Annotated in this window: 12 protein-coding genes and 1 pseudogene; 3 read left to right on the top strand and 10 right to left on the bottom strand. The window is 71.1% G+C overall.

All coding sequences use genetic code 11. The features are described 5' to 3' along the window. Both VM306_RS23880 and VM306_RS23875 read left to right on the top strand, forming a co-directional pair. Positions 1 to 642 (top strand): annotated as a pseudogene (locus tag VM306_RS23880) (glycosyl transferase); the annotation flags it as partial. Then, positions 639 to 2,441, top strand: coding sequence for a glycosyltransferase family 39 protein (locus tag VM306_RS23875; protein ID WP_325518787.1), 1,803 nt, complete (start codon positions 639 to 641; stop codon positions 2,439 to 2,441). The pseudogene VM306_RS23880 and the gene VM306_RS23875, both read left to right, overlap by 4 nt. 5 nt (positions 2,442 to 2,446) lie before the next feature. Here VM306_RS23875 and VM306_RS23870 read toward each other — a convergent pair whose 3' ends face one another. The 8 genes from VM306_RS23870 to VM306_RS23835 all read right to left on the bottom strand — a co-directional run bounded on the left by VM306_RS23870 (position 2,447) and on the right by VM306_RS23835 (position 11,385). Then, positions 2,447 to 3,265 (bottom strand): SGNH/GDSL hydrolase family protein, encoded by an 819-nt coding sequence (locus tag VM306_RS23870; RefSeq protein WP_325518785.1) that lies wholly within the window; start codon positions 3,263 to 3,265, stop codon positions 2,447 to 2,449. Between the two features lie 17 nt (positions 3,266 to 3,282). Beyond that, positions 3,283 to 4,455: a hypothetical protein gene (locus tag VM306_RS23865; protein WP_325518783.1), complete on the bottom strand. Its 1,173-nt coding sequence runs from the start codon at positions 4,453 to 4,455 to the stop codon at positions 3,283 to 3,285. Positions 4,456 to 4,569: 114 nt separating this feature from the next. After that, positions 4,570 to 5,511 (bottom strand): DUF389 domain-containing protein, encoded by a 942-nt coding sequence (locus VM306_RS23860; protein ID WP_325518781.1) that lies wholly within the window; start codon positions 5,509 to 5,511, stop codon positions 4,570 to 4,572. Beyond that, positions 5,511 to 7,286 carry an aspartate--tRNA ligase gene (aspS, locus tag VM306_RS23855; protein ID WP_325518779.1) on the bottom strand — a complete coding sequence of 592 codons (1,776 nt, stop codon included), beginning with the start codon at positions 7,284 to 7,286 and terminating at the stop codon, positions 5,511 to 5,513. The genes VM306_RS23860 and aspS overlap by 1 nt, the downstream gene beginning before the upstream one ends. 89 nt (positions 7,287 to 7,375) lie before the next feature. Further along, positions 7,376 to 7,726 carry a hypothetical protein gene (locus VM306_RS23850; protein ID WP_325518777.1) on the bottom strand — a complete coding sequence of 117 codons (351 nt, stop codon included), beginning with the start codon at positions 7,724 to 7,726 and terminating at the stop codon, positions 7,376 to 7,378. 58 nt (positions 7,727 to 7,784) lie between these two features. Then, positions 7,785 to 8,954, bottom strand: coding sequence for a S8 family peptidase (locus tag VM306_RS23845; RefSeq protein WP_325518775.1), 1,170 nt, complete (start codon positions 8,952 to 8,954; stop codon positions 7,785 to 7,787). Between the two features lie 120 nt (positions 8,955 to 9,074). Then, entirely contained in the window at positions 9,075 to 10,148 is a 1,074-nt protein-coding gene (locus VM306_RS23840) for a S8 family peptidase (RefSeq protein WP_325518773.1), read from the bottom strand. A 76-nt stretch (positions 10,149 to 10,224) separates the two neighbouring features. Then, positions 10,225 to 11,385, bottom strand: a complete 1,161-nt coding sequence (locus tag VM306_RS23835; protein ID WP_325518771.1) for a S8 family peptidase — start codon at positions 11,383 to 11,385, stop codon at positions 10,225 to 10,227. A 178-nt stretch (positions 11,386 to 11,563) separates the two neighbouring features. On the opposite strand from VM306_RS23835, the gene VM306_RS23830 reads away from it, so the two are divergent. Then, complete coding sequence (locus VM306_RS23830) at positions 11,564 to 12,460, top strand: hypothetical protein (RefSeq protein ID WP_325518769.1); 897 nt, start codon at positions 11,564 to 11,566, stop codon at positions 12,458 to 12,460. On the opposite strand, the gene VM306_RS23825 is transcribed toward VM306_RS23830, so the two are convergent. Together VM306_RS23825 and VM306_RS23820 are read right to left on the bottom strand one after the other, a co-directional pair. Beyond that, entirely contained in the window at positions 12,403 to 13,206 is an 804-nt protein-coding gene (locus VM306_RS23825) for an alpha/beta hydrolase (RefSeq protein WP_325518767.1), read from the bottom strand. The two genes, VM306_RS23830 and VM306_RS23825, sit on opposite strands and share 58 nt — an antisense overlap. A 13-nt stretch (positions 13,207 to 13,219) precedes the next feature. Beyond that, on the bottom strand, positions 13,220 to 14,215 hold a 996-nt coding region (locus VM306_RS23820), incomplete at its 5' end, for an acyl-CoA dehydrogenase (protein WP_325518765.1).

Here is a 14,215-nt window from a genome sequence, read left to right as displayed (position 1 = left end):
CACGAACCCGTTGCGGCGGCGGTGCTTTCGGGGTCGGTCGCGTTGAGCGCGCTGCAGTGCTACCTGCTGGTCGAGGGTTTCTCCACGCCCGTCGCGGTGCTGGTGCTGATGGCCGGGCTGATCGCCGCGGTCGGCCTGGTGCTGTCGCTGCGCTGGGCCATCCCGGTCGCGCTCGTCGCCGCGCTGCTCGGCCCCACCACGTACTCGTTCGCCACCGTCACCACGCCGCACACCGGCGCGATCCCAGTGGCGGGGCCGTCGGCCAGGCGAATGGGCGGCGGAGGGCTGCTCGACACGACGACACCGGACGCCGAGGTCGTGACCCTGTTGCAGGACAACGCCGGCCGCTACCGATGGGCCGCGGCGACGATCGGGTCCAACAACGCGGCCGGGCTGCAGCTCGCCAGCGGGCTGCCGGTGATGGCGATGGGCGGGTTCAACGGCACGGATCCCGCGCCGACCCTGGAGCAGTTCCAGGAGATGGTCCGAAGTGGACAGATCCACTACTACGTCGCCGCCGGCCGGATGATGCAGGGCGAGACCGGCAGCGACACCGCCCACCAGATCGCCGACTGGGTCGCCGCGAACTACACCGCGACCACCGTCAGCGGCACCACCCTCTACCCACTGGACGCGTCATGACCGCCACGCTCGCTCCCGCGCCCGTCGCCGCGCCGAAACCACCGGCACGCAACCCGAAGGCGGTGCACCGCATCGCCTTCCTCGGCCTGCTCGCCGCGACGGCTGTGCTGTACCTGTGGAACCTCACGGCCTCCGGCTGGGGCAACGACTTCTACGCGGCGGCGACGCAGGCCGCGTCGCAGAGCTGGAAGGCGCTGCTGTTCGGTTCGCTCGACCCCGGCAACACGATCACCGTCGACAAGCCGCCCGCGTTCCTGTGGGTGAGCGGGGTCTTCGCCAAGGCGTTCGGCTTCTCCAGCTGGACCGTGCTCGCCCCGCAGGCGCTGGAAGGCGTCGCGGCCGTGGGGTTGTCGTACGCCACGGTGAAACGCACGTCCGGTCCCGTCGCGGCGTTGTTCGCGGGTGCGGCCTTCGCGGTGACACCGGTGGCCACGCTGATGTTCCGGTTCGACCTGCCGGACGCGCTGCTGGTGCTGCTGATGGTCGCGGCCGCGTACTGCACGGTGCGGGCGCTGGAGAAGGCGAGCCCGTGGTGGCTGGCGCTCGCGGGCGCGGCGATCGGGTTCGCGTTCCTCACCAAGATGATGCAGGGCTTCCTGGTCCTGCCCGCGCTGGCGCTCGCCTACCTCGTCGCGGCTCCGGCGTCGGTGCCGAAGCGGGTGCTGCACCTGCTCGGCGCCGGTGTCGCGGTCGTCGTCTCGGCCGGCTGGTTCATCGCACTGGTCGAGCTGTGGCCCGCGGACAGCCGCCCGTACATCGGCGGGTCCACCAACGACTCGTTGTGGGAGCTCGCCATCGGCTACAACGGGCTCGGCCGCGTCTTCGGAGGCTCCGGCGGAGGACCGGGTGGCGGTGGCATGGGCGGCAACGGGAACATCGGCTTCGGCGGGGAGACGGGCATCGGCCGGTTGTTCGGCGCCAGCATGGGACCGGAGATCTCCTGGCTGCTGCCCGCGGCGCTGATCGGTCTCGGCGCCGGGCTGTGGTTCCTGCGGCGCGCGCCCCGCACCGACCGCACCCGTGCGGCGCTGGTCGTCTGGGGTGGCTGGGTGCTCGTGACCGGCGCGGTGTTCAGCTTCATGAGCGGCATCACGCACCCCTACTACACGGTGGCGCTGGCGCCCGCGATCGCCGCGCTCGTCGGCATCGCCGGGCGTGAGCTGTGGCGCGGACGAGCGCACTTCCCGGTGCGCATGGCGTTGACGGCGATGGTCGCGGCGACCGGCGTGTGGGGCTTCATCCTGCTCGACCGCACGCCGGACTGGGCGCCGTGGCTGCGCTGGGTCCTGCTCGCCGTGACCGCGGTCGCGGTGGCCGCGCTGGTGTTCGGCCTGGACCGGAGGTGGCTCGTCGGCGTGCTGGTGGCGGCGGCGTTGCTCGGCACCTCCGGCTACGCGCTGGCGACCGCGGCCACCACGCACAGCGGCTCGATTCCGCTGTCCGGTCCACGAGCCCAGCAGGGTGCCGGCATGGGCATGCGGGAGGGCGGCTCGTCGACGGAGGTCGTGCAGCTGCTCAAGGCCACCGACACCGAGTGGGCGGCCGCGACCGTCGGCGCCCAGAGCGCGGCCTCTCTGCAGCTCGCGTCCGGCCGGTCCGTGATCGCGATCGGCGGCTGGAACGGCAGCGATCCCGCGCCCACCCTCGACGAGTTCGAGGCGCTCGTCGCGGAGGGGAAGGTGCGGTACTTCGTCGCGGGCGGAGGACGCGGCGGCGGCAGCGAGATCGCCGAGTGGGTCGCGGCGACCTTCGAGGCCACGACGGTCGGTGGCCAGACGCTCTACGACCTGAGCGGCTGACCGGCTCAGACGAGGCCGGTGTCGGCGGGCAGCACGTCCCCCGGCACCGGTCCCGTCAGCGGCAGCCCGGCCTGCCTCTCGTCGCGCAGCAGCAACGGCAGCAGGTCCGCGCCCCGCCGCCACAGCCACGGAATCCCCTTGAGCGCCAACCACGCCGCGTGGTGCCACACCGTCAGCTCCCGCCCGCCGGAGCACTCCAGGCTGACGTCGCCGACGGTGTGCCCGAGCCCGCGCAGCTCGGCCGCGAACGCCCTCGCCAGCATCCGGTGACCGCGTTCGGACGGGTGCAGCCGGTCGACCGCCCACGTCCGGAGCTCATACGCGCCAGGCAATGTGTGCAGGTCGACGCACCGGACCCCGTGCCGCGCCACGACGACGTCGATCACGCGGTTGTACTCGTCGATCCGGTCCTCGAGCACCCTCCGCAACCGGCCGGGCAGCTTGAACACCCGTCCCTGGTCGTGGAACCGGACGGTGACGACGGACGCCCCCGCGGCCGTCAGCGCGCCGCAGACGTGGTCGAGGTCCTCGTGCATCCGCCGCGCGGAGAAGTCCGACCGCAGCGTGTCGTTGACCCCCGCGATCACCACGGCGGCGGTGGGCCTGTCCCGCAGCGCCAGGGGCAGCTGGGTGCGCCGGACGTCGGCCAGCCGCGCGCCGGAGGCCGCGTGGTTGCGATAGCCGTTGTCCTCGAACGCCGCCGAGAGGAGCGGGCCGAAGCCGCGCCAGCCTCCTGGCACGAGGTCGCCGATCCCGACCGCTGTCGAGTCACCGAGTAACACCAGCACGCGGACCAGCATCAGCGCACCCGGTGATCCGGGCATGACCGTGTGGGAACGGTTCAGCGAAATGCTGGGTAAAGCGGGAGTTCGAGCACCTCGGCGCCGTAGCGGTCGACCAGTGCGCCGACGACGGCGTCCGCGTGGGACGCGACCGTCTTCTGCCCCAGGAGCAGCGCGTCGCCCCGCAGACGGGCCCAGCGCCCGGCGAGCACGACGCTGCGCGGCGGCGCGTTGTCGGCGGTCGGCATCGGCTTGGACAGCGCCCGCCACGTCGCGAGCCACACCCACATCAGCTGGGCTTCCAGCAACCGCGGTAAGAGCACCGCGTCGTCGTCCATCTCGGGCCACACCGACCCGACCTCCGCCCGCCACGCGGCGACCATGGCCTCGGACATCCCCGGCGGCAGACCCCACCCGCACCAGCAGGAAGGGAACGGCACGCGCAACGCGGCCGCGTCGAACACGATGTCGCGGACGCAGCCGCCCTCGAAGTCGACGAACCGGACACCGCGCGAGGTGACCAGGTGGTTGTCCGGGCACGACGTCGACGGGCTGAACGCGCGCCTGCGTGACGTGCTGAACCCCCGTGCTGCTCCGGCGGCGAACTCGCTGACCTGGGAGGACGTCTCCACGCCCAGCGTGGTCCCGAGCAGCGCCGGTAAGCCCGCGATGGCCGCGTGCACGTCGACCGCGATCGGGTCCTGGCAGCACTGCGCACCGGCCCGGCGCATCAACGCGTCGAAGTCGGCGTCACGGCCCGCCGTCGTGGCGTGCAGGCGGCCCATGGCGTGTGCCCACGAGAGCAGGCCGCGTTCCGCGGCGCGCGCGTCCTTCGCGTGCAGCTTCTCGGACAGGCGCGGCGCGCGGCCGAGGTCCTCGAGCACGACCAGGCGCGCCGCCGCGTCGTGCGCGAAGAGTTCCGGGGTGGCGCGCTCCTCCGAGGGAAGAGCGGTCAGGAGCTGGTGGCTGACGGCCTCGTGCGCCCACGGGTCGCGGTCGCCGCTGGCCTCCGGATAGCGCTTCACCACCAGCGTGCGGGGCATGGAGAACGGCGAGGAGGCCACTCTCACGCGGATCACGACGGAACGACCGGTACCCCCGAGAGCCTCGGGGTCCGCGAGACGCACCTGTGCGCCCATTCTCCTGGTCAGTACGCGCTCCGCCGCCCCGACAGCGTCGTCGATCTCGGGTGAAGTCGTGCCGGGAGGGCCCGCGGTGATCTCCACGCTCATCCTCTCCGACCCTACTCCCTCAAAGCCTGCGAGCCGGACCGACGCTAATGCGGCCTGACTGCGACCACCACCACTCGTTGATAACGGCTCATGCCGTCATCGGACGTCCTGTGATCATCCCCTGGACAGTGGACGTGTGGAAACACCATCCGTTGCCCTGCGCCTGCGGATCAACAGCACGAACGCGGCCGCGGCGACAATACCGATCAAGTTGATCCCCAGCTGAGCCACCGCCGGGCCCACTCTGTCCCACACTCCGAGAACCGCGGCCAGTGCCGCGTACCCGGCGGCCGGGACCGTGGTGACCGAGATGAACACGCCGACGAGCGCCGCCGACTTGGCCGACGTCATCGACAGCATGCCCGCCGCGCCCGCCAGCAGCGCGACGATCAGCGAGAACGGTCCGAACTGGTAGATGAACTCCGACTCGGTGCCGTGCAGCAACGTCTCCCGATCGAGCAGCCCCGCCCCCGCTCCGAGCCAGGTCAGCACCGAGGTGACGGCGATGGCCAGCGGAAACCCGATCGCGAGCGCGGCGGCGGCCCGCCGCACCAGGTCCCAGCGCCGTGCGACGAGCCCCACGGCGACGGCGGCGAGCGGCCCGAACTCCGGCCCGACGACCATCGCGCCGACGAGCGTGACCGTCGAGTTCGTCGCGACACCGACCGCGGCCAGCAGGCAGGCGATGGTGAGGAACGCCTGGAAGGTGACGCTCGGCTTGGACTCCTCGCCGGTGAGCGCGAGGAGCTCGTCCCACACGATCGCGTCGGAGCCGTCGCCGGGCGCGTCCTCCTGCGCCCGGTCGGCGGCGTCGGACAGCGACGTGTCGATCGACTCGATGGTGATGCCGCCGTCGCGGTCGATCCCCAGCCGGCACAGCGCGCCGACGGCCTCGTCGACCGACTCGCGCGCGACGTCCGCGGTGAGCAGGTCACCCTCGGGCTCGATCGCCGCGCCGCGCAGGAGCACCAGGTGGGTGGCTCCCGCGTGGCCGCGGAGGACGTCGAGCGCGGCTTCGGTCTGGTCCGCGGGGCAGACCACCCTCAGCCGCAGCATCAGCTCTTCTGGTCGGGCTTGGCGTCGACGCCGGCTTCCTTGCGCTGCTGGGCGGTGATCGGCGCCGGAGCCGCGGTCAGCGGGTCGTAGCCGCCGCCGGACTTCGGGAACGCGATGACCTCGCGGATCGAGTCGACACCCGCGAGCAGCATGCAGAGGCGGTCCCAGCCGAGCGCGATGCCGCCGTGGGGCGGGGCGCCGAACTTGAACGCGTCGAGCAGGAAGCCGAACTTCTCCTGCGCCTCCTCGGCACCGATGCCCATGACGTTGAACGCGCGCTGCTGCACGTCCGCGCGGTGGATACGGATGGAGCCACCGCCGAGCTCGTTGCCGTTGAGGATCACGTCGTAGGCGTAGGCCAGGGCGTTGCCCGGGTCGGACTCGAAGTTGTCGATCCAGTCCGGGGTCGGCGAGGTGAAGGCGTGGTGCAGGGCGGTCCACTTGCCACCGCCGACCGCGACGTCGCCAGAGCCGAGCTTGTCGACCGACTCGAACATCGGGAAGTCGACGACCCACGCGAACGCCCAGGCGTTCTCGTCGATCAGGCCGACGCGGTGCGCGATCTCGACACGGGCGGCGCCCAGCAGGGCGCGCGCGTCACGCGGGTCGCCCGCCGCGAAGAAGATGCAGTCGCCGGCGTTGGCGCCGACGGCCTTCGCGAGACCGTCGCGCTCGGCGTCGGTGAGGTTCTTCGCGACCGGACCGCCGAGCGTGCCGTCCTCCTGGACCAGCACGTAGGCAAGACCCTTGTGGCCGCGCTGCTTGGCGAACTCCTGCCACCCGTCGAGCGTGCGGCGCGGCTGAGACGCACCCCCCGGCATGACGACGGCACCGACGTACGGCGCCTGGAACACGCGGAACGTCGTGTCCTTGAAGTACTCGGTCAGCTCGGTGAGCTCGACGTCGAAGCGCAGGTCCGGCTTGTCCGAGCCGTACTTCGCCATCGCCTCCGCGTAGGAGATGCGGCGGAACGGCAGCGGCAGCTCGACGTCCTTGAGCTCCTTCCAGATGGCGGAGAGGAGCTTCTCGGTGAGCGCGATGACGTCGTCCTGCTCGACGAAGCTCATCTCGATGTCGAGCTGGGTGAACTCCGGCTGGCGGTCGGCGCGGAAGTCCTCGTCCCGGTAGCAGCGCGCGATCTGGTAGTAGCGCTCCAGGCCACCGACCATGAGCAGCTGCTTGAACAGCTGCGGCGACTGCGGCAGCGCGTACCAGGAGCCGGGGCGCAGCCGCGCGGGCACCAGGAAGTCGCGCGCGCCCTCGGGGGTGCTGCGGGTCAGGGTCGGGGTCTCGACCTCGACGAACTTCTCGTCGTGCAGGACGGTCCGCGCGATCCGGCTGACCTCGCTGCGCAGCCGGATGGCCTTGGCCGGTCCGCTGCGGCGCAGGTCGAGGTAGCGGTGCTTGAGGCGGGCCTCCTCGCCGATCTCGCCCTCGGCCTCGACCTGGAACGGCAGCGGCGCCGCCTCGTTGAGCACCTCGAGGTCGGACACGTAGACCTCGATCGCGCCGGTCGCGAGGTCGGGGTTCTCGCTGCCCTCGGGACGCCTGCTCACGTCGCCGGTGACCTTGATGACGTACTCGCTGCGCAGCCGGTGCGCGCGCTCGGCCATCTCGCCCTCGCGGAACACGACCTGGGCCACGCCCGAGGCGTCGCGCAGGTCGATGAAGATGACACCGCCGTGATCACGCCGGCGAGCGACCCACCCGGTGAGGGTGACGGACTGCCCGGCGTGCTCGGCCCGGAGTGATCCGGCCTCGTGCGTGCGCAACACGGTGGTGGCTCCTTGTAGACGAAGTCAGCTTTGCCGTCAAGGCTAGCCGGAGGCACCGACAGATTTTCACGCAGGGCTTTTCGAGGGTCTCAGAACGCCAGCCGGGGCTTCGCCTTCCGCCACGCCTCGTGCCACCCGGCGTCGACCTGCTCGGCGTTCTCCCCGTCGTCGGCGAGGCGTCGGACCATGTCCAGCACCGAGGTGCGGTGCGCCTCGGTCAGCACCGGCAGCACCTCGACGAGGAACGGCAGCACCGCGGTGGCCGCCGGGCACACGAACCCGCCCTCCTCGCACACCGTCCTGTCGAGATCCCGGACGGCCTGCGCGACCACCTCGGGATCGCGGGACAGCAACGCCCTGAGGTGACCCGGTGTGTCCAGCGCGGGCCCGTGCGCGTGGTCGACCGAGTGCCACGCGACGTCGTCCAACCCCTCCAGCACGTCCCCACAATAGGAGGAAGGGCCGCGATCGGGGTCGCGGCCCTTCTCCCCACTCAGCTCACGCGGTCGGCGCGAGGTACAGCAGGCGGTTCGGCGAGCCCGAGCCCGGGTTCGTCACCTTCGACGGCGTCGACTGCGCGACCAGGTACGAGGAGACCTGGGCCGGCGTCGCCGAGGGGTTGGTGGAGAGGTAGCGCGCCGCGGCGCCCGCGACGTGCGGGGTGGCCATCGACGTGCCCGAGATGGTGTTGGTGGCCGAGTCGGAGGTGTTCCACGCCGACGTGATGGACGAGCCCGGCGCAAAGATGTCCAGCACCGAACCGAAGTTCGAGTAGGACGCGCGGGCGTCGGTGCGCTCGGTGGCGCCCACGGTGATCGCCTCGGTCACGCGGGCCGGCGAGAAGGTGGACGCGTTGGCGTTCGAGTTGCCGGCCGCGACCGCGAAGGTCACGCCCTTGGCGATGGCGTTGCGCGTGGCGGTGTCGAGGGTGGCGTTGGAGCTGCCGCCGAGCGACATGTTCGCCACGGCGGGCTTGACGGCGTTGTTGCCGACCCAGTCGATGCCGGCGGCGACACCGGCGAGGGTGCCGGAGCCGTTGTTGTCGAGCACGCGGACGGCGACGATCTTCGCGGCCTTCGCCACGCCGTACTGCGAGCCCGCGATGGTGCCGGCGACGTGCGTGCCGTGGCCGTTGCCGTCCTGCGCGACGTTGTCGTTGTCGACGAAGTCGCGGCCGTTGGAGGCGCGGCCGCCGAACGTGGAGTGGCTGATGCGCACACCGGTGTCGATGACGTAGGCGGTGACGCCCGCGCCGGTCGAGGTGTAGCTGTAGGAGCTGTTGAGCGGCAGGTTGCGCTGGTCGATGCGGTCGAGACCCCACGACGGCGGGTTCGTCTGCGTCGCCTGCACGTGCACGACCTGGTCGGCCTCGACGAACTCGACCGACGGGTCCGCGGCGAGGCGCTTGGCCTGCTTCTCCGTCAGCTTCACGTTGAACCCGCCGAAGCTGGTGTAGTCGCGCTCCACCTTCGCGCCGAACCGGGAGGCGAGGGCGTGCGAGTCGCCCTTGCCCTCCTTCAGCTTCACGATGAAGCTGCCGGCGATCTTCTCGGGCGCGTTCAGGGAGAGGACCTCGCCCTCGGCGGCGGAGGCGTTGGGAACCATCAGAACCGACAGGGCGAGGCTCGCCACGCCGGCACCGGCGAGGAACCGGATCTTTCGCGTCATGGTGTGCATTCCGTTCTTGTGCAGGGGAACGATGCGCTTTCGACGCTATGGATGGATCCGGTTCCTGCCAAGGGTGTCTTAGTGATTAAGACGGGCTTGCATTGCCGAACAATTCACGGTTCACAATGACGGCGGCCAGTAGAGGATACGAGTGACGGGTGGCGTGCCGGGAGTGCCCGTGGTAACCAGCGCGCTTTCCACCTGAGCCGGTGTCGCGGCCCGGTTGACCTCCAGGAACCGCGCCGCGACACCGGCCGCGTGCGGTGCGGCCATGGACGACCCGCTCAGCGTCGCGGTGGCCGAATCGCCGGTGTTCCAGGCGGACGGAATGCTGACTCCGGGCGCCCAGATATCCACCAGGGGACCGAAGTTCGACGACGACGCCTTGGTGTCGTTCTGCGTCAGAGCACCCACGCAGATCGCTTGCGAAACCCGTTGCGGCGACGAGTTCCCCGGATCGGTGTTGCTGCCGCCGGCCGCGACCGCGTAGGAGACGCCGGAGTCGATCGACTTCTTCACCGCCGCGTCCAGCGCCGCGGAAGCACCGCCGCCCAACGACATGTTCGCCACCGCGGGCTTGATCGCGTTGCGCGTCACCCAGTCCACGCCCGCGATCACGCCGGAGATCGTCCCGGAACCGGATCCGTTCAGAACTCGGACGCCCCACACGGTCGCGTTCTTGGCCACGCCGTGCCTCGTTCCCGCCGCGATGCCCGCGACGTGCGTGCCGTGCCCGTTGTCGTCCTGCGCGACCGCGTCGTTGTCGACGGTGTCCCAGCCGTCACGGGCGCGGCCGCCGAAGTCGTCGTGCGTCACGCGGATGCCGGTGTCGATCACGTAGATGTTCACCCCGCGACCGGTGGTCGTGTAGGTGTACGTCCTGTCCAACGGCAACGCGCGCTGGTCGATGCGGTCCAGGCCCCAGGGCGGGTCGAACTGCGTGCCGGTGGCGTGCACGATCCCGTCACGCTCCACGTGGGACACTGCCGGGTCGGCCTTCAGCCGCTTCACCTCGGCCGGGGTGAGCCGCGCGCTGAAACCGTTGAGGACGCTGGTGTACCGGTGCTCCACCGCACCGCTGAACGACGAGACCGCGCCTTCCTCCAGGACGACGATGTACGACGACGGGGCCGCGGACGCCGGGGCGACCACGACCGCCGCTGCGAGGGCGGCGACTGCCGGCAGGGCTCTCACGGGCAGCACTTCCTTTCGGTTGCAGGGAAGAACGGCCCCGGCTCACGAGGGAGCCGGGGCCGCACATCAGGAGGGATCAGCTGGTCGGTGGCCAGTACAGGAGCCTGGTCGTGGTGTTGGCACCGGCGTTGGTCACCTTCCCGTCGGTGGCGTTGGTGGTGATCGCCGTCGCGACCTGGGCGGGGGTCACGGTGAAGCCACCTTGCAGGTAGCGGGCCACCACACCGGCGACGTGCGGCGCCGCCATCGACGTGCCGGAGATGGTGTTCGTGGCCGTGTCACTGGTGTTCCACGCCGACGTGATGCCACCGCCGGGCGCGAACACGTCCACCACCGGGCCGAAGTTGGAGAACGAGGACCGCGCGTCGGTGCGGTCCGTCGAGCCCACCGTCAGCGCCGCGGCCACCCGCGCGGGAGAGGTGTTCGCCGCGTTCGTGTTGGAGTTGCCCGCCGCGACCGCGAACGTCACCCCGCGCGTGATCGCGCCCTGCACCGCCGTGTCGAGCGAGGTGTTGGCGGCACCGCCGAGCGACATGTTCGCCACCGCCGGCTTGACGTGGTTGGACGCCACCCAGTTGATGCCCGCGACGACACCGGCGAGGGTGCCGGAGCCGTTGTTGTCGAGCACGCGGACGGCGATGATGGTGGCCTGCTTGGCCACGCCGTGCAGGGTGCCCGCGACGGTTCCGGCGACGTGCGTGCCGTGGCCGTTGCCGTCCTGCGCGACGGAGTCGTTGTCCACGAAGTCGAACCCGTTGCGGGCACGGCCTCCGAAGTCCTGGTGCGTGACGCGGACACCGGTGTCGATGATGTAGGCGTTCACGCCGGAACCGGTGCTGTTGTAGGCGTAGCGCTGGTCGAGCGGCAGGTTGCGCTGGTCGATCCGGTCGATTCCCCACGACGGCGGGTTGACCTGCGTGGCCTGGACGCTGACCGCCTGGTCGCGTTCCACGTACTCGACGGACGGGTCGGCGGCGAGCCTGCGCGCCTGCGCGTCGCTCATCCGCACGGAGAAGCCCTGGAAGACCGTGTCGTACACGTGCCCGACCCGGCCGCCGAACCGCGAACCGAGGCTCTGCGCGCTCGCGGTGGCCGTGCCGTCCTTGAGCTTCACGATGAAGCTGCCCGCGATGGTCTCGCCCGCGGAGGCGCGGATCTCACCGGTGGCGGCGGTGGCGGGTGCGGCGAACGCCGAGATCATGACCGCCGCGCCGAGGAGTGTCGCTGTCTTGCGCATTCGTCGTCCTGTTCGTCGCAGGGATGCTCAGGAAGCCGATAGGGGCCACCGCGGCGTAATGGTCCCGAGATCTGAACTTTCCGGGTTTCGCAGGAGGGTGAAACCGCCGATCGGCTGTACCGCCTCCCCTGTGCCGCCGATACTCTTCCGAGCTTGACTCCGGGAGACGGAGGACTGAATGCTCACGATTCACCCACCGCGCGAGGAGCTCGCCGACCTGTTGGTGACGGGTCCGTTCGCGGACGCGTTGCGGGTCGCGATCCAGGTGCGGGGCCTGAGTCTGGAACGGTTGCAGCACCGACTGAAGGTGCGGGGCGCGCCGATCAGCGTGACGGCGCTGAGCTACTGGCAGTCGGGCAGGCGCAGACCCGAGCGGCCGGAGTCGATGACGGCCCTCGCCCACCTCGAGGACGTGCTCGGGCTGCGGAAGGCGGCCCTGTCCCGGCTGCTGGGCCCACCGCGGCCGCGCGGGCGTTCCCGCAGGCGGGACCAGTCGGCACGGGCGCCGTGGGACGGTTCCGGGCTCGTCCTGACCGCCCAGCACGACCGGGTGGCCGTCGCGCCGTGCGGCGGGGTGCGGGGCGTCCGGTCACGTCAGGTCATGCGGGCGAAGGCGGGCGCCGTGGACCGCTGGATCCTCTGCCACGAAACGGGTCCCGCCCAGCCGGCGCTGACGGCCGTGCGGTCCTGCCGGGTCGGCCGGATCGCCCGTGAACGCACGGGCGGCGTTCTCGTCGCGGAGCTCGTGTTCGACGAACCGATCACCGCCGGGCAGTCGATCGCGATCGAGTACGAACTGATCTATCCGCGCCCGACGGCCGAGCACACGCATTTCCGGCGCTTCGCCGAACCCGTCCAGGACTACGTGCTGGAGGTCGAGTTCACCGCCGATCCCGTTTCCTGCGAGGAATTCGCGTCGGGTCCGGCGGGTGCGGAACTGTTCGGCGGCGCGCGCCCGGCCGCGGTGGACCGCAGGGGCCGTGCGCACGCCGCCGCGACGGACTTCGGGCCGGGCCTCTACGGCATGCGCTGGACCGCGGCCGAGAACACCTCCGGGTCGTCGAGCCAGGGGTAGTGCCCGGCGCCGTGCTGCACGACGAGCCGCGCGCGGGGGAACAGGTCCGCGTACTCCCGTGCGCGCCGCGGCGGCAGTGACACGTCCAGCTCACCGGCGAGCAGAAGCGTTGGCACGTCGAGGTTCTCGAGCTGTTCGCGCACCTGTGCCGGGTCGAACGCGCCTTCCGCGTAGTACTGCCCGGCGGCCTCGTCGTTGCGCGGGTGCTCGTCGAGCTCCTGGGCCTGGGCGTCCCAGCGGCCGTGCAGGAACGGCGTGATCCCCTTGAACGCCTCCGCGCTGAAGTTGCCCGCCCAGATCTGCTGGAACGCCGCGTGGGCCTGCTCGTACCACGGCTCGGCGTGCCGTTTCTCGGCCACCTCCCGGCGATCCGCGTCGGTCACCTCGATGCCGACGACGCGCGGGCTCGGCGTGACGAGGAGCAGCTCCTCGACGTGCCGCGGGTACCGCGTCGCGTAGAGGACCGCGAGCGTGCCGCCCGCGGAGTGGCCGAACAGCCGGATCCTGTCGAGACCGAGGTGCCGCCGCAACGCCTCCACGTCGTCGACCTGCCGGTCGACGCGGTAGTCGCCGGCCTCGTCCGACTCGCCGGTGCCCCGCAGGTCGAGCCTGATCGCGTCGGCGATCGGCAGGCCGCCCAGGTAGGACGACGCCTGCATCGGCCCGCCCGGCACGCAGATCACCGGGTCGTCGGCCTCGCCGTGGTAGGCGAGGCCGACACCGTCCGAAGTCGTGAATGTCCCCATGCGGGAGAGTGTGTCAGTAGGACCGGGGCAGCTTCAGGCTGTTCTGGGCGACGAAGTTCAGCACCATCTCCCGCGACACCGGCGCGATGCGGGAAAGCCTGGACACGCCGAGCATCGACGCGAGTCCGAACTCTCGGGTCAGGCCGTTGCCGCCGTGGATCTGGATCGCCTGGTCGACGGCCGCCGCGATCGCCTCGCCCGCCGCGTACTTGGCCATGTTCGCGGCCTCGCCCGCCTCCTTGTCCCGGCCGGAGTCGTAGAGCGCGGCGGCCTTCTGCGTCATCAGCCGCGCCAGCTCGACCTCGATGTGGATCTTCGCCAGCGGGTGCGCGAGACCCTGGTGCGCGCCGATCGGGCTGTCCCACACCGTGCGCTGCCGCGCGTAGGCGACGGCCTTGCCGATCGCGAGGCGGGCCGAGCCGGTGGCCATGCTCGCGCCCATGATCCGTTCGGGGTTGAGCCCGGCGAAGACCTGCAGCAGCCCCTGGTCCGGCGAGCCGACGACGGCGTCGGACGGCAGCCGGACGTCGTCGAGGAACAGCGTGAACTGCTTCTCCGGCGCCACCAGCTCCATGTCGATCTCGTGCCAGGTGAAGCCCTCCGCGGTCGTCGGCACCACCACCAGCACCGGCCCGGTCTTCTGGATCGCGACCACGAGCACGGCGTCGACCTCGTCGACGCCGGAGATGTAGGTCTTGGTGCCCTTGAGGACCCAGTCGTCGCCGTCTCGCTTGACGTGGGTCTTCAGCTGGTGCGAGTTGGATCCCGCGTCCGGTTCGGTGATCGCGAACGCCATCTTCAGCGTGCCGTCCGCGAACCCGGGAAGCCACTTGGACTTCTGCTCCTCCGTGCCGAACCTGGCGATCACCGTGGCGCAGATCGCCGGTGAGACCACCATGAGCAGCAACGGACATCCGGCCGCGGCCAGCTCCTCGCAGACCGCCGCGAGGTCACCGATGCCGCCGCCACCGCCGCCGTACTCCTCGGGCACGGCGACACCGAGGTAGCC

The sequence above is a fragment of the Lentzea sp. genome (assembly GCF_035525475.1).
GTDB lineage: Bacteria > Actinomycetota > Actinomycetes > Mycobacteriales > Pseudonocardiaceae > Lentzea.
This window is presented reverse-complemented; position numbering and strand designations above follow the sequence as displayed.

Bases quoted from the DNA above. Each gene is read 5' to 3' on its own strand.
- VM306_RS23875 (WP_325518787.1), top strand. From the start codon at position 639: ATGACCGCCACGCTCGCTCCCGCGCCCGTCGCCGCGCCGAAACCACCG.
- VM306_RS23845 (WP_325518775.1), bottom strand. From the start codon at position 8,954: ATGACGCGAAAGATCCGGTTCCTCGCCGGTGCCGGCGTGGCGAGCCTC.
- VM306_RS23865 (WP_325518783.1), bottom strand. From the start codon at position 4,455: ATGAGCGTGGAGATCACCGCGGGCCCTCCCGGCACGACTTCACCCGAG.
- VM306_RS23825 (WP_325518767.1), bottom strand. From the start codon at position 13,206: ATGGGGACATTCACGACTTCGGACGGTGTCGGCCTCGCCTACCACGGC.
- VM306_RS23870 (WP_325518785.1), bottom strand. From the start codon at position 3,265: ATGCCCGGATCACCGGGTGCGCTGATGCTGGTCCGCGTGCTGGTGTTA.
- VM306_RS23835 (WP_325518771.1), bottom strand. From the start codon at position 11,385: ATGCGCAAGACAGCGACACTCCTCGGCGCGGCGGTCATGATCTCGGCG.
- VM306_RS23830 (WP_325518769.1), top strand. From the start codon at position 11,564: ATGCTCACGATTCACCCACCGCGCGAGGAGCTCGCCGACCTGTTGGTG.
- VM306_RS23860 (WP_325518781.1), bottom strand. From the start codon at position 5,511: ATGCTGCGGCTGAGGGTGGTCTGCCCCGCGGACCAGACCGAAGCCGCG.